21 protein-coding genes are annotated in these 24,234 nt (G+C 59.0%); 11 read left to right on the plus strand and 10 right to left on the minus strand.

Annotated elements, in window-relative coordinates:
• Window positions 1-632: 632 nt before the first annotated feature.
• From E8M78_RS13165 to E8M78_RS13175, 3 genes are all read right to left on the minus strand, one after another.
• Window positions 633-1,052, minus strand: coding sequence for an Ivy family c-type lysozyme inhibitor (locus tag E8M78_RS13165; RefSeq protein WP_137135458.1), 420 nt, complete (start codon window positions 1,050-1,052; stop codon window positions 633-635).
• On the minus strand, window positions 1,052-4,513 hold the full coding sequence (gene smc / locus E8M78_RS13170) for a chromosome segregation protein SMC (RefSeq protein WP_137135459.1): 3,462 nt from the start codon (window positions 4,511-4,513) through the stop codon (window positions 1,052-1,054). The genes E8M78_RS13165 and smc overlap by 1 nt, the downstream gene beginning before the upstream one ends.
• Window positions 4,514-4,588: 75 nt before the next feature.
• Window positions 4,589-5,290 carry a DsbA family protein gene (locus E8M78_RS13175; protein ID WP_137135460.1) on the minus strand — a complete coding sequence of 234 codons (702 nt, stop codon included), beginning with the start codon at window positions 5,288-5,290 and terminating at the stop codon, window positions 4,589-4,591.
• A 183-nt stretch (window positions 5,291-5,473) separates the two neighbouring features.
• On the opposite strand from E8M78_RS13175, the gene E8M78_RS24050 reads away from it, so the two are divergent.
• Window positions 5,474-5,602, plus strand: coding sequence for a hypothetical protein (locus E8M78_RS24050; RefSeq protein ID WP_281405066.1), 129 nt, complete (start codon window positions 5,474-5,476; stop codon window positions 5,600-5,602).
• Window positions 5,603-5,644: 42 nt separating this feature from the next.
• On the opposite strand, the gene E8M78_RS13180 is transcribed toward E8M78_RS24050, so the two are convergent.
• The 3 genes from E8M78_RS13180 to E8M78_RS13190 form a co-directional block, all read right to left on the minus strand.
• Window positions 5,645-6,148 carry a DUF721 domain-containing protein gene (locus E8M78_RS13180; RefSeq protein WP_137135461.1) on the minus strand — a complete coding sequence of 168 codons (504 nt, stop codon included), beginning with the start codon at window positions 6,146-6,148 and terminating at the stop codon, window positions 5,645-5,647.
• Window positions 6,149-6,151: 3 nt separating this feature from the next.
• Window positions 6,152-7,384 (minus strand): O-antigen ligase family protein, encoded by a 1,233-nt coding sequence (locus E8M78_RS13185; RefSeq protein ID WP_137135462.1) that lies wholly within the window; start codon window positions 7,382-7,384, stop codon window positions 6,152-6,154.
• Window positions 7,385-7,463: 79 nt separating this feature from the next.
• On the minus strand, window positions 7,464-8,201 hold the full coding sequence (locus E8M78_RS13190) for a glycosyltransferase family 25 protein (protein WP_170973421.1): 738 nt from the start codon (window positions 8,199-8,201) through the stop codon (window positions 7,464-7,466).
• Between the two features lie 72 nt (window positions 8,202-8,273).
• Between E8M78_RS13190 and mutY the strand changes: the two genes are divergently transcribed.
• Both mutY and E8M78_RS13200 read left to right on the plus strand, forming a co-directional pair.
• The gene (gene mutY, locus E8M78_RS13195; RefSeq protein ID WP_137135464.1) at window positions 8,274-9,353 is read left to right on the plus strand and encodes an A/G-specific adenine glycosylase; all 1,080 of its coding nucleotides are present in this window, start codon (window positions 8,274-8,276) and stop codon (window positions 9,351-9,353) included.
• Window positions 9,354-9,385: 32 nt separating this feature from the next.
• The gene (locus E8M78_RS13200; RefSeq protein WP_137135465.1) at window positions 9,386-10,000 is read left to right on the plus strand and encodes an HAD family phosphatase; all 615 of its coding nucleotides are present in this window, start codon (window positions 9,386-9,388) and stop codon (window positions 9,998-10,000) included.
• 48 nt (window positions 10,001-10,048) lie between these two features.
• Here the strand turns inward: E8M78_RS13200 and E8M78_RS13205 are convergent, their stop codons facing one another.
• On the minus strand, window positions 10,049-10,972 hold the full coding sequence (locus tag E8M78_RS13205) for a LysR substrate-binding domain-containing protein (RefSeq protein WP_137135466.1): 924 nt from the start codon (window positions 10,970-10,972) through the stop codon (window positions 10,049-10,051).
• Window positions 10,973-11,051: 79 nt separating this feature from the next.
• On the opposite strand from E8M78_RS13205, the gene E8M78_RS13210 reads away from it, so the two are divergent.
• Both E8M78_RS13210 and E8M78_RS13215 read left to right on the plus strand, forming a co-directional pair.
• The gene (locus tag E8M78_RS13210) at window positions 11,052-12,227 is read left to right on the plus strand and encodes an MFS transporter (protein ID WP_137135467.1); all 1,176 of its coding nucleotides are present in this window, start codon (window positions 11,052-11,054) and stop codon (window positions 12,225-12,227) included.
• 35 nt (window positions 12,228-12,262) lie between these two features.
• Entirely contained in the window at window positions 12,263-12,547 is a 285-nt protein-coding gene (locus E8M78_RS13215; protein ID WP_137135468.1) for a putative quinol monooxygenase, read from the plus strand.
• Window positions 12,548-12,756: 209 nt separating this feature from the next.
• Here the strand turns inward: E8M78_RS13215 and E8M78_RS13220 are convergent, their stop codons facing one another.
• The gene (locus E8M78_RS13220; protein WP_137135469.1) at window positions 12,757-13,887 is read right to left on the minus strand and encodes a site-specific DNA-methyltransferase; all 1,131 of its coding nucleotides are present in this window, start codon (window positions 13,885-13,887) and stop codon (window positions 12,757-12,759) included.
• Between the two features lie 259 nt (window positions 13,888-14,146).
• On the opposite strand from E8M78_RS13220, the gene E8M78_RS13225 reads away from it, so the two are divergent.
• On the plus strand, window positions 14,147-14,836 hold the full coding sequence (locus E8M78_RS13225) for an HAD family phosphatase (RefSeq protein ID WP_137135470.1): 690 nt from the start codon (window positions 14,147-14,149) through the stop codon (window positions 14,834-14,836).
• An 80-nt stretch (window positions 14,837-14,916) separates the two neighbouring features.
• Here E8M78_RS13225 and E8M78_RS13230 read toward each other — a convergent pair whose 3' ends face one another.
• Window positions 14,917-15,543, minus strand: a complete 627-nt coding sequence (locus E8M78_RS13230; protein WP_246658313.1) for a PilZ domain-containing protein — start codon at window positions 15,541-15,543, stop codon at window positions 14,917-14,919.
• Between the two features lie 202 nt (window positions 15,544-15,745).
• Between E8M78_RS13230 and thrC the strand changes: the two genes are divergently transcribed.
• The 5 genes from thrC (at window position 15,746) to E8M78_RS13255 (ending at window position 23,080) form a co-directional block, all read left to right on the plus strand.
• Window positions 15,746-17,143: a threonine synthase gene (gene thrC / locus E8M78_RS13235; RefSeq protein WP_137135471.1), complete on the plus strand. Its 1,398-nt coding sequence runs from the start codon at window positions 15,746-15,748 to the stop codon at window positions 17,141-17,143.
• 46 nt (window positions 17,144-17,189) lie between these two features.
• The gene (locus tag E8M78_RS13240) at window positions 17,190-18,488 is read left to right on the plus strand and encodes a pitrilysin family protein (RefSeq protein ID WP_137135472.1); all 1,299 of its coding nucleotides are present in this window, start codon (window positions 17,190-17,192) and stop codon (window positions 18,486-18,488) included.
• 54 nt (window positions 18,489-18,542) lie between these two features.
• Window positions 18,543-19,160 (plus strand): GNAT family protein, encoded by a 618-nt coding sequence (locus E8M78_RS13245; RefSeq protein WP_137135473.1) that lies wholly within the window; start codon window positions 18,543-18,545, stop codon window positions 19,158-19,160.
• On the plus strand, window positions 19,157-22,063 hold the full coding sequence (locus tag E8M78_RS13250; protein ID WP_137135474.1) for an EAL domain-containing protein: 2,907 nt from the start codon (window positions 19,157-19,159) through the stop codon (window positions 22,061-22,063). Before E8M78_RS13245 ends, E8M78_RS13250 begins: the two co-directional genes overlap by 4 nt.
• A 177-nt stretch (window positions 22,064-22,240) precedes the next feature.
• Window positions 22,241-23,080, plus strand: coding sequence for a DUF1003 domain-containing protein (locus E8M78_RS13255; RefSeq protein ID WP_246658335.1), 840 nt, complete (start codon window positions 22,241-22,243; stop codon window positions 23,078-23,080).
• 6 nt (window positions 23,081-23,086) lie between these two features.
• Here E8M78_RS13255 and E8M78_RS13260 read toward each other — a convergent pair whose 3' ends face one another.
• Complete coding sequence (locus tag E8M78_RS13260) at window positions 23,087-24,148, minus strand: putative zinc-binding metallopeptidase (protein ID WP_137135476.1); 1,062 nt, start codon at window positions 24,146-24,148, stop codon at window positions 23,087-23,089.
• Window positions 24,149-24,234 lie beyond the last annotated feature (86 nt).

A 24,234-nucleotide genomic window follows, 5' to 3' on the forward strand; every position in this document is an offset into this window, starting at 1 on the left:
TTCTTTTTTCCCAAGCATTTACCGCAGTTACGGTGACTTGGAAACGGGGGAATGGCAGCATCATGCTGCATTGCAGCAATATTGCGACAGATCTTACGGATTTTTGGGCATCGGCAGGGCGGCACACGTAATTCTAAAGTATAAGTTTCTGGGATGCATGAAATTTAAATATTAGCAGACTTTGCGGGGCCGCCTGCTCCGGCCCCGCAAAGTCTTCCGGCTGGTACAGGAAACCGGCCGGGGGGTCTTTATCCGGATAATGATCCGGGTAGACTTGAACCCATTCAACTGAAAACAAGAATATGCAATTCAATCATTATGGAAAGTATCTAATTCACACGGGCCGTTAGATTTTGCTGATAACCTTAATTGCAAATCATGTTTTGCGTTCCAGAGGTTAGCTTATTGTCGCACATTGTCGATACGAAATGATAGCGTTATCAGATCACAGCGGGATTATCGCAATCCAAAGCGCAGTTCGACCTGACGATCTGTTTGTGAGGCACAATCTTTTTGATCCTCGTTCCACTCTGATCGGTTTCATTCGACACAATCCTGCACTGTCGTCTCTTGACGACGAAGCTGACACCGGCCTGATGACTGTGGATCTCCGACTGCACGGATTTCGCCGATCAAATTCCCGGTTTTGACAGTTGCAGCAATTGATCGGCATCGGGCTCACCCATAATAATCTCGCCCATCTTTTCATCGACAACACGCATGGAGACGATCTTTCCCTGCGGCGTGAACAGGATGCGCAGATGGCTTTGTGGACAAAGTCTCACCAGACAGGCGCCAAAGAGTTCGAAAGGTTTTTCGGCAATCGTCACCGCTGTGGACGCGCCAGACACATAAAGCGGGTTTGTAATCATGTTGCGCACCCAGGGCGGAAGCCGTTGTGTCTTGCGCAGCATTTGCTGAAGGCTTTCCCGATGGGCTTGAGAAGAAGCAACGACCTCATGCAGGAAACGGCCTGACTTTACTTCCTCGGCTTCCGAGGGCTGTGAGACGGCAAGGATCAATGCGCAAAGGGCAAGACCGAAGCGCTTCATCAGACAGCCTCCCGAAGACGCTCCGCCGTCTGCAAATCAACCGATACCAGTTGCGATACGCCCTGCTCCGCCATGGTGACGCCGAAAAGCCGGTTCATGCGCGCCATGGTGATGGGGTTATGGGTAATGATGACGAAGCGGGTTTGCGTCGATGCGGCCATCTCGTCCATCAGGTTGCAGTAGCGCTCGACATTGTGGTCGTCGAGAGGTGCATCCACCTCGTCCAGCACGCAGATGGGTGCCGGGTTGGTGAGGAAGACCGCGAAGATCAGCGCCATGGCGGTCAACGCCTGCTCGCCACCAGATAGCAGCGTCATCGTCTGTGGCTTCTTGCCCGGCGGACGGGCCAGAATTTCGAGGCCTGCTTCCAGCGGGTCATCGCTTTCGATGAGCTGAAGTTCCGCCGTGCCGCCGTTGAACAGGTGCGTGAAGAGGCGCTGGAACTGGCCGTTGACCACATCGAAAGCGGCAATCAGGCGTTCGCGTCCCTCGCGGTTCAGGCTCTGGATGGCAGATCGCAGCTTGCGGATGGCATCGATGATGTCGTCGCGCTCCTTGACCAGCGCGGAAAGCTTGTCCGACAGTTCCTTCTGCTCCTCCTCGGCCCGCAGGTTGACGGCGCCCAGCCGCTCGCGCTCCATCTTCAGGCGATCCACCTCACGCTCCACGGCATTCATGTCCGGCAGGGCGGAACCCGGCTGGATGCCTGCAAGACGGAATGCCTCATGCGGCTCGACGGACAGGGCCTGGCGAATTGCATTTTCCGCATCGTGACGACGCTCTGCCGCGGAAACGAGGCGCTCTTCCGCACGGCCGCGTTTTTCACGCACCTCGGCCAGGGCCGCAAGCGCGGTTGCGGCACGCTGGTCCGCCTCACGCTGGCGGGTTTCCGCCTCAGCCAAAGCGTCTCCAGCGGTGCGACGCGCCTCTTCCGCCTTCTGCAACTCACTCATCAGGGCGCGGCGCTTGTCCTCGAACTCCTCTGGAGCGAGATCCAGTTCGGCCATTTCTTCGCGGGCTTCGTCCTCACGTTCCCGCAGTGTCGCGACATGACCTTCAGCGCTGGCAACGCGGCCCTGCCAGTTCGTGCGCTCCGCGGAAATAGCCGACAGACGGCGGCGGCGCGCATCCGCATCACGCGACAGACCCTCATAGCGGGCGCGCGCTTCCGCAAGCTCTGCCCGATGCTGCGCCACGGTCAACTGATGTTGCGCCAGACGGCTATCGAGATCGGCAAGATCCGGCGCGTCCTGTCTTTCGGCACGGGCGGCCTCGTCCTGCGCGGCCAGTTCCTCTATCTGCTCGCTCACCTGGGCAAGGGCGTTTTCGGCGACGGCGCGGCGGCGCATCAGGTCGCCCGCAGCCCGTTCTGCCTGCGCCAGAGCCTCGCGCGCTTCCGAAACACTGCGTTGAAGATGCCGCAGGCGTTCGCGCGCCTCGCCAAGCCGCGCCTCTTCAGTCTTGATGGCCTCCCCTGCCTGAAGGCTCAGGCTTTCTGCCTCCGACAGCTCGATGCGCGCATCGTCGATCTCGGTTTCCAGTTCGGAGAGCCGGTTTTTCTGCGCAAGCCGAAGAGCTGCAGCACTCGGCGCTTCCGAGCCAGTGACATGCCCGTCCCAGCGATAGACGGCCCCTTGCTTCGTCACGAGGCGTTGGCCGGGTTTCAGGCTCGCCTGCAAAGCCTTCGCAGTCGGCTGGTCTACGACGCCGATCTGGGCAAGTCGACGCCCCAGTTCCGGCGGCGCGGTCACGTGGCGGGCAATGGGTTCTGCACCATCCGGCAGCGCCGGTGCCTCGACGGCGTTTGTCAGGCGCAGCCAGTGCGACGGTGCGGCCTCTTCGAGTGCGCTATCGAGATCGTCGCCGAGTGCAGCGCCAAGAGCGACCTCAAAGCCGCGGTCGACCCGGATCATTTCCGCCACCGAGGTAAACGCACCGCTTGCCTCACTGGCGCTCAGCATGCGGCGGATGGTACGGGCTTCCGTCTCAAGTCCATTCAGGTGCGCGCGCGCCTGCTCGACCGGCTGGCGGGACACCATTTCCCGCTGGCGGGCCTGAGACAGCGCCACTTCGATCTCTTCGATAGAGGCTGCCGCCTCCTCCAGCGCATACTCCGCCGCCTCTACCGCTTCGCGGCGTTCCGCCGGGTCGCTGAGTTCGGACAGTCTGTCATCGAGTGTTTCAAGCTCGCTCGCTGCATCGCTGCGCTGGCGGTCGAGACGAAGGCGGCGATCGGCGATCTCGCGGATGGTCCTTTCCAGCTGCGCAACCTCTGCGGCCACTTGCGCACGCTCGGCGGTAACGGCCGCGAATTCGCTTTCGCTTTCGGCCAGACGTGCGTTTGCGTCCTCATAGGCCAGCCGGAGTTCTTCCGCCTCCTCGCCGGATTGCGCCAGAAGCTCCGTCAGTTCCTGCTCTTCCGCATCAAGGCGCTCGATCACCGCGGCATTTTCCGCCATCAGCTGCTCTTCGCGACGGATATCCTCGGCAAGCTGCGCAAGGCGGCGCATGAGATCGTCCTTGCGGCGAAGAAGACGGCCCGCTTCTTCCTCCAACTGGCTGCGCGCGATCTGCAGGCGTTGAAGCGCGGCACCGGCCTTGGCCTCCATCTCGCGCAATTCCGGCAGCTTCAGCGCGGCAATCGCCTGTTCCTTCGCAGCCTCCATCTGGCTCTGGGCGCGTTCAGCAACAACAGAGGTCGCGGCATTCAGCGCCTGCGTTGCCTCGTTTTCCGCATCCCGCGCCTGCACGAAGCGGATGTAGAGGAGCTTGGCCTCCCGCTCGCGGATATCGGCAGACAGCATCTTGAAACGACTGGCCTGACGGGCCTGACGCTTGAGGCTTTCGATCTGGCTGCTGAACTGGGTTGTGACATCCTCCAGCCGCTCCAGATTCGTCTCGGCAGCACGCAGCCGAAGCTCGGCCTCATGGCGCCTTGAATGCAGGCCGGAAATGCCTGCTGCCTCTTCCAGCAATTGCCGACGCGCCTGCGGCTTTGCCTGAATAAGCTCGCCGATCCGGCCCTGCCCCACCATGGAGGGCGAGCGGGCGCCCGTGGAGGCATCGGCAAACAGAAGCTGCACATCCTTGGCGCGGGCTTCCTTGCCGTTGATCCGGTAGACGGAGCCGTTTTCGCGCTCGATCCGTCGCGAGACCTGGATCTCATCGGCATCGTTGAAAGCGGCGGGCGCGGTGCGATCGCTATTGTCGAGGTAGAGACCCACTTCCGCCGAATTGCGCGCGGGGCGATTTCCCGATCCGGAAAAGATAACGTCGTCCATGCCGGAGGCACGCATGTTCTTGTAGGAATTTTCACCCATCACCCAGCGGAGCGCTTCCACCAGGTTGGACTTGCCGCATCCATTGGGACCGACGACGCCGGTGAGGCCCGGTTCGATGATGAATTCGGTCGGCTCGACGAAGGATTTGAAGCCGACAAGGCGCAGTTTGGTGAACTTCATGCACCACCTGCGGGCAGACAGAAAAAAGCGGACACGGATGAGCGATCCGTATCCGCTTTAGAAATTGCGATCGGATCAGAGCAGGCTATCGATGAGCGCCGACATGGCTTCAACCGACATGTCTCCGGAGTAACGGTTGCCGTTGATCAGGAAGGTTGGCGTTGAATTCACGCCGAATTCTTCCGCACCGCGCTTCATGGTGGCGTTCACTTGATCGAGAAGCTTCTGGTTCGTCAAGCAGGCCTCGAAGCCTTCCTGTGAATAACCGGCCATCTTGGACATTTGCAGCAGGGCATTGCGAACATTGCCATCGGCCGGAGCCGCCCAGGCGCGTTGCTGCTTGAACAGCATGGAAACCATGGCGTAGTAGCTCTTGGCATCCGCCATTTCCTGCGGCTTGGCCGGGTTGCAGCGGGCCAGCATGAAGGCAGCGGTCGCGACCGGATCGAACGGGAACTCGCGCAGGATGAAGCGCGCCTTGCCGGTATCGATATACTTCTGCTTGATCGGCTCGAAGGTTGTGGTGTGGAAATGCGCGCAGTGCGGGCATGTCATCGACATGTATTCAACGATGGTGACCTTGGCCTTTTCATCGCCCAGCGCCATTTCCGGCAATGCGCCGGGCTGCAGAACCTTTGCCATGTCCACCTTGCCGGAGGATTCCGGCAGATTGACCGCAAATGCGGCAGACGCGCCCAGAAGCGGCACACCGATTGCGGTTGCGGCAACGCCGCCCATAAGCTGGCGACGGGTGGTTTGCGGTAGGCTGAACGGCATCATAGCACCTATTGAAGATAAACACACTTTGTTGCTTCACGTATCGCGCCCTTGCTGCAAGAACAAGGCGGCGCGCAAGGCGAATGTTCTTTTCTCAACCAAACGTGACAGAGAAAAGATGAACCGAAGCTGAGTGTTAGAGTGCATCCGGTAAACTCAGGGTCAGTCTGACGGAGCGATTTTGTGACGAGATCAAGCCGAGACACGAAGGGCATATCCTTTGATACGGTCGAGTGGCTCGGCGCCGGTATCGGCGCAAAAAGCGCCCGTTTCACCACCGGATCGCACGCGCCAATCGAGAAACAGAACTGACCCGGAGTTTGCCGGAAATGCTCTGGATCTGCAGGCAAACATCTATCGCCGCGTTGCCTTTTTCGGCTGCAGGACTGCAGTGCCAAGCCTCTCCACCGCCTTGCGCAAGGCTTCGTTCTCGATCCCGTCCATCATGTCGTTCAGGCGTCTGGCGGCATCGCCGCGCAATGGCTGCGGCTTGCGGCGGTAACGTGTGGCAACCGAGACCGGCTTCTGCACGATCCGGATCTGGCGGATGGCAGGAAACCCGAAAAAACCGTTGATGCGGTCGATCAGTTCGCCCTGCGCATGGCTGAGAAACAAAGCACGGGCGCCTTCGCAGGCAATGGTCAGGACGCCTGCCTTGTGGCCGCCCTCACCTTCCGAGCCATCGCGGCGCGGCCAAGCGATCTTTTCCGGCCGCGTGCATTCGGCAAACTCCTCACCGGCAATTTCATCCCAAGATCCCAGCAGTGCCGTAGAAATGCCGGCGCGCCGCGCCAGGACAGGGTCCATGAGGCTGTTGGCAATTTCAGCAATCTGCAAGGGTACGGGTTTGCGGGCCATGGCTCAGATGGCCCTTCGGGCAGCGGGCGTGAGCAGGTTCCAGCGGCGGAACTGCACGATGAGGACCGCGAGGAACAGCATTGAGGTTGCCAGGCACTGCTCGTGATAGAAGGGATCATGCAACATGCCAAATGCCATGACCGTTCCATAGAAATAGAACACGGATCGCTTCACCGCCGAACTGCAATTCTGGCGAAGCGTCATATAGAAGACGCTGGCAAAGCTGGCGACGAGAAAGAACAGTCCCAGAAAACCGTTGGCCAGCAATTCCTGCAGTAGGAAATTGTGTACGTGCTTGCCACCGGCGATGTAATGCAGATCCGGCCCTGCGACGCGCTCCAGGTTGGCAAAGGTATCCCGCAGGCCAACACCGGCGAGTGGATGTTCCCTGATGACGATTGCAGAAGCTTTCCAAAGCGCCAGGCGGATATTGCCGGAATCCATGTTGTGTGCCTTGTCGCCGCCCACATAATATTCATAGACCGTCGCAAAGCGATCGATCAGCATACTGTGGACAGGCGGCGCCATGAAGAGCGCCACAAGGCCAAGTGCTGCTGCCGCATAGGCTCTGTTGCGCCAGCGAGGTCGCCATTTCAGGGAACAGATCGCAAATTCGACGAGGAAAAGGACCGGCAGGATAAGAACGATGGCACGCGTTTGCGACAGGAAGACCGGAACAATCGCGAGGAGCAGGTAGAAGGGTCCGTTGGGCAGGTAGCGCCAGGGTCTTTCCACCGGAATGGTTGCGACAATGCCCGCCAGCGCGACGAGCAATGCCACGATGGCCGCGTTTCCACCGCCGTCATAGCGATCCGCCGCCGTCTGCAAGGACAGGCTTGCAAAGAGCGCTGCAACCAGCGCGACCCAGGTGCCAACGCGACCGCCCAGCACCAGCCAACGTAGAGGCTGACGCACCAGGCAGAGACCGGATGCAATAAAGCTGAAGCCGAGCAGAAGCCCCATGAAGCCGAGCTGGCGGTTGTCCAGTTGCCACTCGCCACGCACGCCCAGAAGCAGGACGACCCAGAAGATGTAGAGAAAGATCACGCCAAGGGGACTACCCAGATAAGCGCGCAGTCGCCTTTGGTTGGACAGTGCAACATAGATGCCAGTTGCCCCGAACAGCGCGCACATGGCAACCGCCGTCGGCAGATAAAGAGCGACGGAAAACATCGCAAAGGCCAGGACCCATGGATCGATGCGACGGCGCGCCAGCAATATGCGTTTGAACGTCATTCGATCCGATCAATCCTCATGTTCGATCAAGGTTTTTGGCCGCTTTCAGGTCTCTTGTACCCTATTGCCATCGCTTCGATTAGAAAAGTGTTTGCATTGCGCGAAGGACGGCTTCCTTAACACGAAATACATGCGTTGGTATCTTTGCGAGACCCTTTTGCTTTTGCTGCTTATAGTCTGCGCGGCTTGCAATAAAGGTCTGCGATCGCAGGTCGCCGAACTCCAGAAATGACTCTTCTGCTGTATAGACCGGCACCCGATGGTGCCAGACTCGCTCAAGCGCCATATCGAACGGCAAGGATTGCACCCGGAGCGGCTCCAGCAGTTTTTGCGCCGCGCCTTTCGTCAGCAGGTAGCAAGCCGCAGAACCTTGCGGTCCGAACCGGGACAGGCCGATACGATCTCCCATCGGCGTGGTAAAAAGGTGGCGAAAGGCGAGCGTTCGGTGATTGACCAGTTTCACGACGCAACCATCCTCGACCGTCGCTGCCACGGACTGAGCTCGCAGAATAAGGTCTTCGCTGAGAGCCACATCATCCTCGATGATGAGGGCAGCGGGCGCTCCGCTTTCCACAAGCTGCTGGAACGCCTTCAGATGACTTTTGTAGCAGCCATATTCGCCCGTCATCAGTGGGCGACCGTTGCGCTTTAGAAACAGATCACGGTCGGCATCCACCCATTGTTCCGGCGAAACCTTGGCTCCGTCGATGCCAGCAACACGCTCCAGCCTGATGCCAAGCTTCTCCGCCTGCCCTTCGATCAACAGCCTGCGCTCGATCGCACGGTCGATATTGATGAGGAGGACCGGTAAATCCATCTGCTCCGCCATTGGCTTCAAACTCGATGCACCTTATCTCTGAGGTCGAACAGGATGGATAGTCCCGCCGATATGCACTCCACAGCCGACACGTCTCTCTCCGACAAACTGCTTTCCTGGTATGATCGCCATCATCGCGAACTGCCTTGGCGCGTTACCCCCCGCGAAAGCCTGACAGGCAAGCGAGCAGACCCTTACCATATCTGGCTGTCGGAAGTGATGCTCCAGCAGACAACCGTGCAGGCGGTCAAGCCTTATTTCCTGAAGTTCCTGGCAAAGTGGCCAACTGTGGGTGATCTGGCCAGCGCTCCCAGCGACGATGTCATGGCTGCCTGGGCAGGCCTTGGCTATTACGCACGGGCCAGAAACCTCAAGAAATGCGCGGAAACCGTTGCCAGAGAGCATGACGGCACGTTTCCGGATACCGAAGAGGGACTTCGCGCGCTGCCGGGAATTGGCGATTATACATCCGCCGCTGTTGCCGCCATTGCTTTCAACCGTCCGGCGGCCGTCATGGACGGCAATGTGGAACGTGTCATCTCTCGCCTCTACGCCATTTCTGATCCGCTGCCCGGCTCGAAGCCGTTGATGAAGGCGAAGGTGAAGGACCTGACTCCGCTTGGCCGACCAGGCGATTTCGCCCAGGCCATGATGGATCTCGGCGCCACGATCTGCACACCCAAGCGCCCAGCCTGTGCGCTCTGTCCGTTCAATGCGGACTGTCTAGCCTTGAAGGCGCATGATCCGGAGCACTTCCCGGTGAAGGCCGCCAAGAAGGAAAAGCCGATCCGCCAGGGTGCCGCCTTCGTGGCGGTGACGGCAGGTGGCGAGATCCTGCTGCGGCGGCGCGTGGAAAGCGGCCTGCTGGGCGGCATGACCGAGGTTCCAACCACCGCGTGGACAGCACGGCTGGATGGCGGCACGACGCCGGAGCATGCGCCCTTCCCCGGCGAATGGCAGCAGGCTGGTGTCGTGACCCACGTCTTCACACATTTCGAACTGCGGCTGACCGTGTATCGGGCTAAGACGAAAAAGCAGCCGGACACTCACGGATGGTGGGAGAAGGTCGATAAGCTTGAAACGCAGGCGCTTCCTACGGTTATGAAAAAAGTCATCGCAACAGCCCTTCCGAACGCATTCAAATCGATTTAAATAGACCGATTTGATTTCAGGAGGAAGAATCTATGACCACGCCCATCGACCACATCGTTTTTGACATCGGCAAGGTGTTGATCCACTGGGATCCGACGATTCCGTACCAGCGGATCATTCCCGATGCGGACGAGCGGCGCTGGTTCTTCGAAAATGTCTGCACCCATGACTGGAACATGGAACAGGACCGTGGCCGCGAATGGCCAGAGGCCGAAGCGGAACTGATCGAGAAGTTTCCGGACCATGCGGACAATATCCGCGCCTTCCGAAAGAACTGGCATGAAATGGTGGCTCCCGCCTATCATGACAGCGTTGCGGTGATGGAGAGCCTGATCGAGCAGGGCCACGACGTGACGATGCTGACCAATTTCGCCGCCGACACCTTTCGCCACGCGCGCGAGATGTATCCGTTTCTCAACAGACCGCGCGGTGTGACCGTTTCGGGCGAAGTGCGGCTCATCAAGCCGGACATCGAGATCTACAGGCTGCACACCGCGACATTCGGGCTTGTTCCGGAAAGAACGCTGTTCATTGACGATACGGCGATCAATGTGGAAGGTGCGAAAAAGGCCGGTTGGCAGGCGGTGCAATTTATTGGCATCGACACGCTCAGGGCCGATCTGCAGCGATATGGCTTCAGTGTTTGAGGGAAAGGGCCACTGTTCCGACGTGTACGAGACCCGGCATTTGCAAAGTCAGAGACCTAGTCTATCATTGTCTTGAAAAGGCATCGGTGCAATCGAGGCTTCATCTAGGATCCACTGCCTGAATGCAGCGATTTTGGGCACGGCGACCCTGCCCGATTGCGCCACCACAAAATACTTGGCTTGCGTCGGCACTGCAGCGTTGACAGCCAGCACAAGACTTCCGGCTTCAAGAGCGCAGGCGGCATAGACATCACGCACGATAGCGAGGCCCTGCCCGGCAATGGCGCCTTGGATCAACAATGCGTCGTCGGCGTAGGTGAGTCCTTTCATCGCGTACTTGGTGGGTTTCACGCCATGCGCTGCAAACCACGCCGACCAGTCTGCCCGGTCGCGATCCTGCAGGAGCGGATATCGCAGGCAGTCGGCCGGGGATGGCAAAGGGCAATCGTCAAGGAGCAATGGGCTTGCAACTGCCACGAGCCGCGGCGTGAACAGCAACGCCGCATCGAGCCCGGGATACGTCCCGCAGCCGTGTCGTATCGCTACGTCCACCATGCCGCTTGTCATGTCCGCGAGCTGCGCCGAAGTCTCAAGCCGGATATCAATATCGGGATGTTGGTTGGCGAAGCGGCCAAGGCGCGGCGTTAACCAGCAGGAGGCAAAGGATGGCGTCGTACTGACCACGAGCGATCTGGATCGAGGCCCTCTAACCTCGAACATCTGCAAGGCAGCCTCGATCTGCTCGAAGCCCGATTTGAGTTTGTCGAAAAGTCGCAAGCCCTGCGTCGACAATTTCACTTCGCGATTTCTCCGTTCAAAGAGCTGGACGCCGAAGCGCGCTTCCAAGGCCTTCATCTGCTGACTTACGGCTCCGGGCGTTACATTCAATTGTTGCGCAGCGCGTTTGATACTGCCCTGACGGCCCACTTCAATGAAGGTGCGCACCGCACCAAGAGAAACATTCAAAGTCATGAGGTGACTTTAGTTGAACTAAACCATTCGGCAAGAGATATGGTTTGTATCAGCCAGCTCGCAATGTTCGTTTGCTGGCATGCAAACAAATCATTCCCAATCAGATTTCGTTTCTCCTGCCCTCGTGCGCCTTCTGGCGATAGCTGCGGGTGCGGGCGTCGCCAACAGCTATTACAATCAGGCGCTCCTCGCCCATTTGACAGCCGATTTCGCACTGACTGCGGGCACTGTCACGCTCGTGCCGGTGCTGACTCAGATCGGCAACGCACTCGGAGTTCTGTTCCTTGCTCCATTGGGGGATCGGATCGAGCGCAAGTCTCTCATTCTCTTCACCATCGGCGCCCTGGTCATCGCACTCATAGGAGCCGCTCTAGCCTCGAGCTTTATTTGGCTTGCAATAGCCAGTCTGGCGATTGGCTTATTTGCCACGGTGGCGCAACAAATCGTTCCTTTGGCCGTTCATCTGGCGCCACCGACCGAGCGCGGACGTATTCTCGGCAAAGTAACAGGCGGCATTCTGTTCGGCATCCTTATCGCCCGCACGATAAGCGGTACAATATCCGACCTTTGGGGTTGGTCCTTCGTGTTCTGGTTCGCAGCGGCAATCATGATCGTCATAGGTGGCGCGCTGGCAATGTGGCTACCCAAAGTTCCACCGACGACCACTTTGACTTACCCACGTCTGCTAGGATCCCTTTGGACACTGGTAAAAACACATAGTGTCCTCCGGCGAGCCGTCGCAGTCCAATTTCTTATCTTTGCAGCCTTCATAGCCTTCTGGTCAAATCTCGCTTTGCTACTGGCCGAGCCGCGCTACCAGTTAGGCGGCACCGCTGTGGGCGTTCTGGCGCTGGTCGGCGTGGCGGGTGCTCTTGCTGCACCGATTGTGGGAGGGTTCGCGGATCGGCGCGGGCCAGCCGCGGTGATCTCTGTCAGCGCTACGTCCGTGATCCTCGCCTTCATCATCTTCGCATTTTCCCGCCAGTCTATCCCCAGTTTGATGGTCGGCATTCTGATCTTGGACCTTGCAGTGCAATCCTCGCAGGTCGCAAGTCAGGCACGCGTCTATGCGCTCGACCCCGCCGCGAGAAGTCGACTGAATACCGTCTTCATGGCAACAATGCTGCTTGGGGGCGCGGTTGGCGCTGGTATTGGGGGCGCGGCATATGCATTGTGGGGCTGGGCAGGTACTTGCGGCTTCGGTGTGGCTTCAGCCTTTCTGGCGGTAATCGTGTCGCGAAAAAGGTTGAGCTGACACCAAATGGCTTCAGTGTTTGAGGGAGTGGCGAAGTGAGCGCAGCCAAAATCTATCTCGATGGCTATCTGGATATACCGCCCGACCGGCGGGAAGATGTGCTGTCCGCACTGCCGAAGCATGTGGAACTCACGCTGGCCGAACCCGGCTGCCTCAAGTTCGAAGTTGTAGAGTGCACAGAGATTGCCGGACGGCTGCTCGTTTCGGAAATCTTTGTTGATCAGGCCGCTTTCGAAGCGCACCAGACCCGTAACCGTGCATCCGACTGGTTTCGGATCACAGCCGGTATTGAGCGACATTTCGATATTCGCGAAAGATAATTGCACAAACAATAAACGCCCGGTCCTTGAGGGAAAAGGACCGGGCGTTTTGTTCCTTCCTCCGGCTGGAGGTCAATCCCAGGAAGAAGGGCTCATCAACGAGGCGGTGGATCGGTCTTCGTCAATGAGGTCAGTTGACCTAAAAACGACAATACGGCGAAATTGGTTCCCGAACTCTTTTCAAGACGCTCGGGAGCCATGTGATTTTTTCAATCCAGACGCGCCATATTGCTGCGGATCACAGAGCGGAGATCGTCGATAGGCCGCAGACGCCCTTCTTCCTCGTAGTGCCAGAAGGTCCAGCCATTGCAGGTATCAAACCCTTGTACCTTGGCGCCCAGGCGGTGGATGGAGCCAGCCTCTCCACCTGACACCAGCGTGCCATCGGCGCGGACAATTGCGCTGACGCGGCGCTTGGCATCGGTGAGAACCTGACCGGGCTTGATAAGGCCGCTTTCCACCAGCGTGTTGAAGGCTACGCGCGGTTCCGCCTTCTTGCCGGTCATGACGGTCAGTTCGACCTTGCCCAGCGGCTCTACTTCGGCAATGCGCGCGGAGGCCGCGTCGATGTAATCCTGCTCGCGCTCGATGCCGACGAAGTTACGGCCCAGGCGCTTGGCGACAGCGCCTGTCGTTCCCGAACCAAAGAAGGGATCGAGGATAATATCACCCGGCTTGGTGGAGGCGAGGATCACACGGGCGAGCAGTGCTTCCGGCTTTTGGGTCGGATGGATCTTCTTGCCATCATCGCCCTTCAGGCGCTCGCCACCGCTGCAGATGGGGAACAGCCAGTCGGAGCGCATCTGCACATCGTCGTTCGAGGCCTTCAACGCATCATAGTTGAAAGTGTAGGCCTTGGCCTTGGCATCGCGGCTGGCCCAGATCATGGTTTCATGCGCGTTCTGGAACCGGCGGCCCTTGAAGTTCGGCATCGGGTTCGTCTTGCGCCAGACGATGTCGTTCAGCAGCCAGAAGTTCAGGTCCTGCAGCATGGAGCCGACGCGGAAAATGTTGTGATAGGAGCCGATGACCCAGATCGTGCCGTTCGGCTTCAGCACGCGACGGCAGGCCAGAAGCCAGGCGCGGGTGAAGGCATCATAGGCCCCAAAGCTTTCGAACTGATCCCATTCGTCATCAACCGCATCGACCAGGGACTGGTCGGGACGATGCAGCATGCCACCGAGCTGAAGATTATAGGGCGGATCGGCGAAAATAACATCGACCGAATGGTCCGGCAGAGCTTCGAGTGCGGCAACGCAATCGCCCTTGATGATGCTGTTGATCCAGGAATCGGGACGAACCTGCTGCTTCAGGTCCACAAGCGGAAGAACGGATGCCATCTGATACTCGCTAACGCTTACTCGGATACATTTACTGACTGTTATGGTTACCCAGTTTGGTTACCAAACACTGAAGAAGATCCGAAAATTGCGAGAAATGCGTCTGCCTGCGGACGACACATGGTAAATGGTCGCGACCAACAGAACCTGATTTTCGTCAAGCACGCGTGATTGGCAGCTATGCGCAGGGCCGGATTGTTATCCTCCTGGTGCTCGTGTAGGAGGACGACACCCCCGGAAATTTTGAGCAAAGACTGACATGAGTGGATTCGATCTTATCATCTTCGACTGCGACGGCGTTCTGGTCGATTCGGAAATCATCGCGGCGCAGGTCGAATCCCGTCTGCTGACGGAAGCAGGCTATCCGATCTCAGTCGAGGAGATGGGCGAACGCTTCGCGGGCATGACCTGGAAGAACATTCTTCTGGCCATAGAGAAGGAAGTGGACATTCCCCTCTCCGCCTCGCTGCTCGACAAGTCGGAAAAGCTGCTCGACCAGCGGCTGGAGCGGGATGTGAAGGTGATCGAAGGCGTGAAGCTGGCGCTGTCGCGGATTTCGACCCAGGCCTGCATCTGCTCCAACTCCTCCAGCCACCGGCTGGACATGATGCTGACCAAGGTTGGCCTGAAACCCTACTTCGCCCCGCACATCTTTTCCGCCAAGGATCTTGGACCGGACAAGGTGAAGCCTCGGCCCGACATTTTCCTGCATGCGCTGGACACGTTCAAGGTCTCCCCTTCCCGCGCCGTGGTGGTGGAAGATTCCGTGCATGGCATTCACGGTGCCATTACCGCGGGCTGCCGGGTGATTGGCTTCACCGGCGCATCGCACACCTATCCGAGCCATGCTGACCGGCTGACGGATGCCGGCGCCGAAACGGTGATTTCCCGCATGAGCGACCTGCCTGCAACCATTGCCGCGCTTGGCGAATGGGCGGGTGCCATCTGAATTCGACCTTTATGACACCGAAAACAAAAACGGGTTCGATTGCCTGAGGCGATCGAACCCGTTTTCACATGTGCAAGACCTTACCGCTTGTTGCGGCCGGACTTCTTGACCGTGGCATCCTCGAAGCCGATGCGAACGCGGGTAAAGGTGGAAACGCCGCCCAACTGGTTCGGAATGGAGACATCCGCCTTGTCGAACAGGAACTGCGCGACACCTTCCGCCGGGACATCGACCGGGGTGCTCTGCGTTTGCGAATACAGAACCTTGTCGCCTTCGCCGATGACCTCGACATTGATCGGCAGGGAAATGCGGCCAGGCTTGCCGGCGGGGCCGATAACCACGCGCCCTTGTGCCTGTACGCGAATAGTCAGCGTGGTGTCATTGGCGGTGCAGGCGCGCGTGGCTTCTGACAGCGAAGCGCGATAGATGAGCTTGGCCGGATCATCCTTGGCATTGCCCGCATAGGCGTTCTTGATCGCCGATTGCTCCAGCATGACGACCTGCGGGCAATAGGCCTGCACGACAACGGGCCCTGTAGCAGCTGCGGCGGGCGGCGCAGAGGAGCCCAGCGAAAGGCCCGATACCGGTGAAGACGAATTGCAGCCTGCGAGGATTGCGAGAAGCGCGAGCGGGAGAAACTTGAGCGATTGCTTGCCAGACACGTGACTGCGACCCTTTTCTTCTGAACGGTCCCGAATACGCTGCATGAATACGCATTCCGGGCTTTCACGGCAAATTTTGATGGTCTATACCAGCGCCCAACGGAAAAATCGATTGGCATTCCAGCTGAATTTTACTTGTCGCAGATGAGTTTGCGGCGGATGAGGTGAGAAGGCGGTAGTGACAACGATATTTCCAAGCCATGCCGGTCTCTCCGGCGCCTCTTGGATTGTGCTCAGGAATACGGTCTTGAAATATATTTCTACACGTGGTGATGCGCCCGCTCTTGGTTTTCGCGATGCCCTGCTGGCAGGCCTTGCCCGCGACGGCGGCCTTTATCTGCCGGAAACCTGGCCACAGCTTTCCAAAAAGGAAATCCGCAATTTGCGGGGCAAGAGCTATCAGGATGTGGCCTTCGCGGTTCTTTCCCATTTCACCGGCGACGAAATCCCCGCTGAAGCGCTGAAGACGATGATTAACGAGGCCTATGCCACTTTCCGGCATCCGGCCATAGTGCCGCTCGTGCAGGTGGGACCGAACGATTACGTGCTGGAACTGTTCCACGGCACGACGCTCGCCTTCAAGGATGTGGCCATGCAGCTTCTGGCCCGGCTGATGGACTATGTACTGGCCGAACGGGGCGAGCGCGCGACAATCGTCGGCGCGACCTCGGGTGATACGGGCGGCGCGGCCATCGACGCCTTTGCCGGACGCGAGCGTACGGACGTCTTCATTCTGTTCCCACATGGCAAGGTTTCGCCTGTTCAGCAGCGGCAGATGACGACCTCGGGACACGCCAACGTGCATGCCGTTGCCGTTCACGGCAATTTCGACGATTGCCAGGATCTGGTGAAGGCGATGTTCAACGACGTGCCTTTCCGCGAAAGCGTGCAGCTGTCAGGCGTCAACTCCATCAACTGGGCGCGCATAATGGCGCAGGTGGTCTACTACTTCACCTCCGCCATCTCGCTGGGCGCGCCGGACCGCAAGGTTTCATTCACGGTTCCGACCGGCAATTTCGGCGATATCTTCGCCGGTTATGTCGCCAAGCGCATGGGTCTGCCGATCGATCGGCTGGTAATCGCCACCAACGATAACGACATTCTGGCACGCACGCTGAAGACGGGCCGCTATGAAATGAAGCCGGTGGTCGCCACCACCTCGCCCTCCATGGACATCCAGATCTCGTCGAACTTCGAGCGGCTTTTGTTCGAATCCTACGGTCGCGATTCGGCAGCGGTTCGTTCGGCCATGTCGGGCCTGCGTCAATCAGGTGCCTTCGAGATTCAGCCGGAGGCGCTGAAAACCATCCGCCGCGAATTCAAGGCCGGTCGGGCGACGCAGAAACAGGTAGCCGAGACCATTCGCGCCACGCTTGCCGAGACCGGATACCTGCTCGATCCGCACACGGCGACGGGAATTTTCGTAGCCTCCAAGAATGCCAAGGGCACCAGCCCCATGGTGACACTAGCAACCGCGCACCCGGCCAAGTTCCAGGCAGCCGTAGAATCTGCTTGCGGAATTCATCCGGCGCTTCCATCATGGATGGGAGATCTGATGAGTAGGGAGGAGCACTTCGACCTGTTGGAACCCGAGCTGAAGGCGGTGGAAGCATTCATCAGCCAGCATGCGCGGGCCAAGGCTTGAACCATCGCTCTTGGGTAGACAGGTCAGAGTGCCGGAAAGACCAACGATGAATGTTGAAATCACCCGGCTTGCCTCCGGGTTGACCGTAGTGACGCAGAACATGCCGCATCTGGAAAGCGTGGCACTCGGCGTCTGGATCAAATCGGGCTCGCGCAATGAAACCGTAGACGAACACGGCATTGCGCATCTCCTGGAGCACATGGCCTTCAAGGGCACCGCACGGCGCAGCGCCCGCGACATCGCCGAGGAGATCGAGAATGTGGGCGGCGAACTCAATGCCGCCACGTCCACGGAAACCACCTCCTATTATGCGCGCGTGCTGAAGGACCATGTGCCGCTGGCGATCGACATTCTGGCGGACATCCTGACGGAATCCTCTTTCGACGAGGAAGAACTGGAGCGCGAAAAGCACGTTATCCTGCAGGAAATCGGTGCTGCGAACGACACGCCGGACGATGTGGTGTTCGACCGCTTCTCGGAGGTTGCCTATCGCGGACAAACCATTGGTCGGCCCATTCTGGGCACGCCGGAAACGGTGCAAGGTTTCCAGCCGGATCAGATCCGCGCCTATCTTTCCCGCAATTACACCACGGACCGCATGTTCATCGTAGCGGCAGGTGCAGTTGACCACGATACGCTGGTCAAGCAGGTGGAAGACCGCTTCGCCCTGCTGCCCACCAAACCCTCGGCACCGCCGGTCTTTGAGGCGGCGCGTTATCTGGGCGGTGAAGTGCGCGAGATGCGTGACCTGATGGATACGCAGCTGCTTCTCGGTTTCGAGGGGAAGGCCTATCACGCACGCGACTTCTACTGCTCGCAGATCCTGGCAAACATTCTGGGCGGCGGCATGTCGTCACGCCTGTTCCAGGAGATCCGCGAACATCGCGGCCTTTGCTATTCGGTCTATGCCTTCCATTGGGGCTTTTCCGATACGGGCGTCTTCGGCGTGCATGCGGCAACCGGCGGCGAAGACCTGCCGGAACTGGTGCCTGTCATCCTGCAGGAGCTTCGCAAGTCCTCGGAATTCATCGACAGCCAGGAAATCGATCGCGCCCGCGCCCAGATCCGCGCCCAACTTCTGATGGGTCAGGAAAGCCCTGCTGCCCGCGCAGGCCAGATCGCCCGGCAGATGATCCTGCACGGCCGCATCATTCCGAACAATGAAATGATGGAGCGTCTTGCCGGGATCACGACTTCCCGACTGACGGATCTTGCCGGACGCCTGTTTTTCGATACAGTCCCCACATTGTCTGCCATCGGCCCGGTGGAAAAACTGGCGCCGTTGTCGGACATCACGGCGGCACTTTCCTCGCCGCAGATCAGGTCTCAGATCGCAGCCGGTTGATGGCGGTGGCTTCTCCTGCGCCCGTTCCACGCAAAACGGGCGTAACGAGTCAGAATGGGGTGGTTTTTGGTGTTTCGGTTTCTGTCGCGCCAGCCGGAGTACCCAGAACTCTACGGAGATCATATTCTCCTGCGTCTTCCGCGCTATCAGGATTACGCCGCCTGGTATGCGCTGCGCTCGGAAAGCCGCGCCTTTCTGCAGCCATGGGAGCCAAGCTGGCGGCATGACGAACTGACGGAAGCCGCGTTTCGGGCGCGCGTTACCCGTAATTCACAGGAATTCTCGTCCGGCCTTGCGGTGCCCCTTTTTGTCTTCCGACGTGAAGACAAGGCCCTGCTGGGCGGCATTACAATCGGTTACATCCGCAGGGGGGCGGCGCAAAGCTGCATGGTTGGGTACTGGATGGGTGAACGGCATGCCGCAAAGGGTCATATGTTTGCCGCAGTCCAGCTGGTAGTACCCTACATCTTCTCCGGGCTTCAGTTGCACCGTATCGAGGCAGCCTGTATTCCGGAGAACTGGAAGAGCATACGGCTTCTGGAAAAAGCCGGTTTCGAACGGGAAGGCGTGTTGCGGAAATATCTGAAAATCAACGGCGAGTGGCGCGATCACATTCTTTATTCGCTGATCGAGGGCGATACGGCCGAGCGCGGGAAGCAGTTGACCCTATGAGACGCGATCGCCTCATAGCAGCGGCAGTGTCGCGCGTGCTCGGACTGGTTCTGGCGATCATCATCTCGCTTTCGACCGTCACGCAATCCTTCGCCTTCGAGCCCGTGAAGATTTCGCGCGACGACCGCGCACTGAACCTGACGGCCACAACGGATATCTATGCCAACCAGGGAGAAGCCTTCCAGGTGTCGACCGCCCCCGGAAGCGATGGGATTCGCCGCCGGATCGAGGTTCAGGCCAGCACACCGAACCATCAGGGCGACTGGGCGGTCTTCGCGCTCGCCAATGTGTCCGAAGAGCAGCTGGAGCGCGTGATCGTTGCGCCGCATTTCCGGCTGGTGAACTCGAAGGTCATCTGGCCGGATCTCGGCTCGCAGCGCATCGACGCCATCACGCCATCGGAAGGCTTTGCGCTGGACCGGGTACCAAGCCCGGATGCCGATGTTTTCCGTATCACGCTGAACCCCGGCTCCGTGGTTACCTTCGTGGCTGAGCTTGCGACCCCTTCCCTGCCGCAGATCTATCTGTGGGAGCCGGATGCCTACAAGGATACGATCAACTCCTTCACGCTCTATCGCGGCATCGTTCTGGGCATTGCGGGCCTGCTGGCCGTTTTCCTCACCATTCTCTTCGTGGTGAAGGGCACCTCCATGCTGCCTGCCGCCGCAGCGCTCGCCTGGGCGGTTCTCGCCTATATCTGTGTGGACTTCGGGTTCCTGGAAAAGCTGATCAGCATTACCTCCAGCGACGTGCGAATATGGCGGGCCTGCGCCGAGGTTGCGCTCGCATCATCGCTCGTCATTTTCCTGTTTACCTATCTCAACCTCAATCGCTGGCACGTTCATCTTGGACACGCCACCTTTGCCTGGGTCATTGGCCTGGTGCTTCTTTACGGGGTTGCGATCTACGATCCTTCCATTGCGTCGGGCATTGCACGGATCTCGCTTTCTCTCACAGCAACGGCCGGCATTCTTCTGATCGTCTATCTCGGCCTCAGCCGCTACGACCGCGCCATCCTGCTTGTGCCGACATGGGCTCTGTTCATGGTATGGCTGTTCGGCGGCTGGCTGACGGTATCCGGTCAGCTGGACAATGACATCATCCAGCCGGCACTCGGCGGCGGCCTCGTTCTTATCGTCCTTCTCATAGGCTTCACGGTCATGCAGCACGCCTTTGCGGGTGGCGCCTATCAGCAGGGCCTGTTCTCCGATCTGGAACGGCAGTCGCTGGCCCTGATGGGCAGTGGCGATACCGTGTGGGACTGGGATGTGGCGCGTGACCGTCTGGTGACGACGCCGGATGTGGCCGTGCGCCTTGGCATGCAGCTTGGCAGCATGCATGGGGCCGTGCGAAACTGGATACCCCGGCTTCACCCGGACGACCGCGACCGCTTCAAGGCAACGCTCGATGTTCTGCTGGAGCAGCGCAGAGGGCGACTTCACCACGAATTCCGCGTTCGGGCTGAAGACGGCCATTATCATTGGCTGCAGATCCGCGCTCGGCCCGTGCTTGGCTCGAATGGCGAAATCATCCGCTGCGTCGGCACGATCGTGGACGTGACGGAACCGAAGAATTCCGTTGAGCGCCTGCTCTCCGACGCGCTGCACGACAATCTGACCGGCCTGCCGAACCGCCAGCTTTTCCTCGACCGGCTGCAATCGATCCTGTCCATCGCGTCCGGAAGCGACAGTGTCAGGCCGACTGTCATGGCCATCGATATCGACCGCTACAAGCAGGTGAACGATGCGCTGGGAATTGCCGCCGGCGACAATATTCTCATTGCGCTGACACGGCGGTTGCGGCGACTTCTCAAACCGCAGGATACTCTGGCGCGCATTTCCGGTGACCAGTTCGGCATCATTCTCGTTTCGGAGCGCGACCCGGCAAAGGTTGCGGATTTCGCCGATGCCGTTGCCCAGGCAATCATGGTGCCGATCAATTTTGCCCAGCGCGAGGTCATTCTCACTGCCTCGGTAGGCCTATCTTCGTGGGTCGACCAGCAGGAAAATGCCATCAGCATGCTGGGCGATGCGGAGCTTGCCATGTACCGGGCAAAGCGCGGCGGCGGCAACAAGGTGGAACCCTTCCGCCCCGCCTTCCGCGGCAATGATACGCCGGACCGGCTGCAGGTGGAGACGGACCTGCGCCGTGCGCTGGAACGTCGCGAACTGTCCATGGCCTATCAGCCGATCATCCAGCTTTCGGACGGCGAGATCGTCGGCTTCGAGGCGCTGATGCGCTGGGAGCACCCAAAGCGCGGCCTTATTCCCCCTAGCGAGTTCATTCCGATTGCCGAGACCTGCGATCTCATCGAGCCGCTCGGCATCTTCGCGCTCGAATGCGCAACCTCGGATCTCGGTGCCTGGGAAAAGGTAACCGGCGAACTGCCGATCTTCATGTCGGTTAACCTGTCGAGCGCCCAGCTTTTGAACGCCGATCTCTATAACGAAATCCGCGCGCTTCTGAACCGCACGGGTTGCGATCCGCACCGGCTCAAGCTGGAGCTGACGGAATCCATGATGATGGATAATCCCGAGCAGGCGCGGCTGATCCTCGACAAGCTGAAGGATCTCGGCGTCAGTCTCGCGCTGGACGATTTTGGAACGGGCTATTCATCGCTCGGCTATCTGACCCAGTTCCCGTTCGACACGATCAAGATCGACAAATCGCTGGTGCTCGATCATTCCGAGCGGGGCGAAGTTCTGCTGCGCTCCATCATCAACATGGTGCGCTCCATGGATATGGCAGTCGTTGCGGAAGGTATCGGCACCGACGAGGACGCTGCAGAACTGGCGCGTCTGGGATGCCCTTACGGTCAGAGCTATCTCTTTGGCGCCCCCATGCCAGCCGATGCCGTGCAAAGGCTTTTGCGCGAGCGTTTCCCCCTCACCCGCCGGGCTTGATGGCAAAGGTTCGGAAACGGTCCTTGCAGGGGGAAAAATCCTCTTCACAATCCTGCCTTGATTGAGGTGATATGAGGCGCGTGCGATGATCACGCGCCTGCCTTACCGATCACCTCCTTCATAATGAGGCTGCCTATGGCCGAAACGGACGCTTCCATGACCTCCGACGACGAGGACATGCCAACAGCCGCTACCATGGAAACCGATCCCGATACGGGCGTCGTGACGATAAAGCGCAAGCTGATCCGCGATGCCGTCACGGGCCAGCAGTTGAAGCGTCGCGATGCGGTCAACATCGAGAACATGCGCCCGGCTCTGGTGGATTTCATCCGGCAGGACCACCCGAATATTCCCAATCGCGGCTTTCTCAGTCGCAAGCTGATAGAGAAGTATCGAAGCCGCTTCATCTCGGAGCTGCTGCGGGAGGAGCGCGGCGAGCTTTCCGTCCTCGAAAACGAAGTTATCGAAAGTCTTGAAAGCCACGATACGCTGACTGAGAACATCGAGGATGATTACGAGGAAAAACGCTCTCTGGGTGACCGTGTTGCCGATGGCGTGGCCAGTTTCGGCGGAAGCTGGACCTTCATCATCTCCTTCTGCGCCTTTCTGGCCGTCTGGATGATGATAAACCTGGTCCTTGGCGCCAACGAGGCCTTCGACGCCTATCCCTTCATTCTGCTCAATCTTGTGCTCTCCACCATTGCCGCGCTGCAGGCACCGGTGATCATGATGAGCCAGCGGCGACAGGAACAGAAAGACCGGTTGCGGGCGCTGAACGACTACAAGGTGAACCTGAAGGCCGAACTGGAAATCCGCCACCTGCATGAAAAGGTGGATCATCTCCTCAACCGGCAATGGGAACGCCTAACCGAGATCCAGCAGATCCAGATCGAGATGATGCGCGATCAGGCCAAGAAGACCGAGCGCGCCCTCAAGGCGGTGAAAAACGTCAAGCCACCTCAGAAAAAGACAAAGGCCCCGGTCGCAATGCCGGAGCCTTCGGGAACATCTGATTAAGCGGCTTCAGTGTTTCCCGTGCACGAGACCGTGGATGAACTCCAGCTTGGCCACGACCGTTGGCGTGAGGATGAACGGATAGAGATCCGGCACGCCCATGGATCGGTGAATGCTGTTGAGTGCCACTGAAAAGGGAATCCAGACGTCCACCAGTTGTGCCGCATCTCTCGCCTTGTAGGGATTGAAGGCAACCTCTGACGCAAGATCCTCGTGGCCGCGCGGTTCAATGGCAATACCGAAGGAACGCGCTGTCTCCAGCGTGTCCACGATGTGCAGATAGTGCGCGAAGCTCTCGGCGAAATCTTCCCACGGGTGGGTGCTGGCATAGGTGCTTATAAAGCTTTCCTGCCAGTTTGGCGGTGGGCCCTCTTCATAGTTACGGCGCAGAGCTTCTCCGTAATCCTGCGTCTCATCGCCGAAGGCCAGCCGGAACGGCCCGAGCCGGCCGCGATCGCGCACGAGCTTGTCCCAGATGTAATGGCCCGTCTCGTGGCGGAAGTGGCCGAGCATGGTGCGATAGGGCTCGTTCATGGAGACCCGGACCTGCTCGCGCGTCGCATCATCGGCTTCCGCTGCCCGAATTGCGATCAACCCATCCTCGTGGCCCGTCATGGCAGGAACCACCGTTCCGTCCGGCTGGACTTCATCGACGAGGAAATCGAAAACAAGCCCGCCTTCCGAATCTTCCTCGCGGGTCGTGCGGGGAAGGTCCCACTTCAACATCGAATAGAACAGATGCCGTTGAGCCTGGCTGATCGTGCGCCACTGCCGCAACCCTTCTTCGGTCGAGGCATCCGGGACCAGACGATTATGGCGACAGGTGACGCAGAATGTCTCCGTCCCCTCCGCTGGCACGGTCCAATTGCAGATGTCATTCACTTCGTTCGTGCAAAGACGCACCTTGTGGTCTGGGCGCGCGATGAGGCGCCAGACCCCATTACCCTCCTCTTCCAGAGCATGCATGGCCATGCGCTCCGGCACGAATGCAAGCCGATGGCCGCAGTTTACACAAACCCTGTTGTCGAAATGGATCGACTGGCCGCAATGATCGCATTCGAAAAGGCGCATCTTTGTTTTCCAATGATGTGATGAGGTATTCTCATAGTAAAAACCTGCTCCGAGGGGACGCGGAACAGGCTTTTACGAATTATTTC

It is taken from the genome of Rhizobium sp. FKY42, from assembly GCF_005222835.1.
In the GTDB taxonomy this organism is placed as follows: domain Bacteria; phylum Pseudomonadota; class Alphaproteobacteria; order Rhizobiales; family Rhizobiaceae; genus Neorhizobium.

Coding starts and splice junctions, on each gene's coding strand:
- E8M78_RS13165 (WP_137135458.1), bottom strand. CDS start 1,052: ATGAAGCGCTTCGGTCTTGCCCTTTGCGCATTGATCCTTGCCGTCTCA.
- smc (WP_137135459.1), bottom strand. CDS start 4,513: ATGAAGTTCACCAAACTGCGCCTTGTCGGCTTCAAATCCTTCGTCGAG.
- E8M78_RS13175 (WP_137135460.1), bottom strand. CDS start 5,290: ATGCCGTTCAGCCTACCGCAAACCACCCGTCGCCAGCTTATGGGCGGC.
- E8M78_RS13180 (WP_137135461.1), bottom strand. CDS start 6,148: ATGGCCCGCAAACCCGTACCCTTGCAGATTGCTGAAATTGCCAACAGC.
- E8M78_RS13185 (WP_137135462.1), bottom strand. CDS start 7,384: ATGACGTTCAAACGCATATTGCTGGCGCGCCGTCGCATCGATCCATGG.
- E8M78_RS13190 (WP_170973421.1), bottom strand. CDS start 8,201: ATGGATTTACCGGTCCTCCTCATCAATATCGACCGTGCGATCGAGCGC.
- mutY (WP_137135464.1), top strand. CDS start 8,274: ATGCACTCCACAGCCGACACGTCTCTCTCCGACAAACTGCTTTCCTGG.
- E8M78_RS13200 (WP_137135465.1), top strand. CDS start 9,386: ATGACCACGCCCATCGACCACATCGTTTTTGACATCGGCAAGGTGTTG.
- E8M78_RS13205 (WP_137135466.1), bottom strand. CDS start 10,972: ATGACTTTGAATGTTTCTCTTGGTGCGGTGCGCACCTTCATTGAAGTG.
- E8M78_RS13210 (WP_137135467.1), top strand. CDS start 11,052: ATGCAAACAAATCATTCCCAATCAGATTTCGTTTCTCCTGCCCTCGTG.
- E8M78_RS13220 (WP_137135469.1), bottom strand. CDS start 13,887: ATGGCATCCGTTCTTCCGCTTGTGGACCTGAAGCAGCAGGTTCGTCCC.
- E8M78_RS13225 (WP_137135470.1), top strand. CDS start 14,147: ATGAGTGGATTCGATCTTATCATCTTCGACTGCGACGGCGTTCTGGTC.
- E8M78_RS13230 (WP_246658313.1), bottom strand. CDS start 15,543: ATGCAGCGTATTCGGGACCGTTCAGAAGAAAAGGGTCGCAGTCACGTG.
- E8M78_RS13240 (WP_137135472.1), top strand. CDS start 17,190: ATGAATGTTGAAATCACCCGGCTTGCCTCCGGGTTGACCGTAGTGACG.
- E8M78_RS13245 (WP_137135473.1), top strand. CDS start 18,543: ATGGGGTGGTTTTTGGTGTTTCGGTTTCTGTCGCGCCAGCCGGAGTAC.
- E8M78_RS13250 (WP_137135474.1), top strand. CDS start 19,157: ATGAGACGCGATCGCCTCATAGCAGCGGCAGTGTCGCGCGTGCTCGGA.
- E8M78_RS13255 (WP_246658335.1), top strand. CDS start 22,241: ATGCCAACAGCCGCTACCATGGAAACCGATCCCGATACGGGCGTCGTG.
- E8M78_RS13260 (WP_137135476.1), bottom strand. CDS start 24,148: ATGCGCCTTTTCGAATGCGATCATTGCGGCCAGTCGATCCATTTCGAC.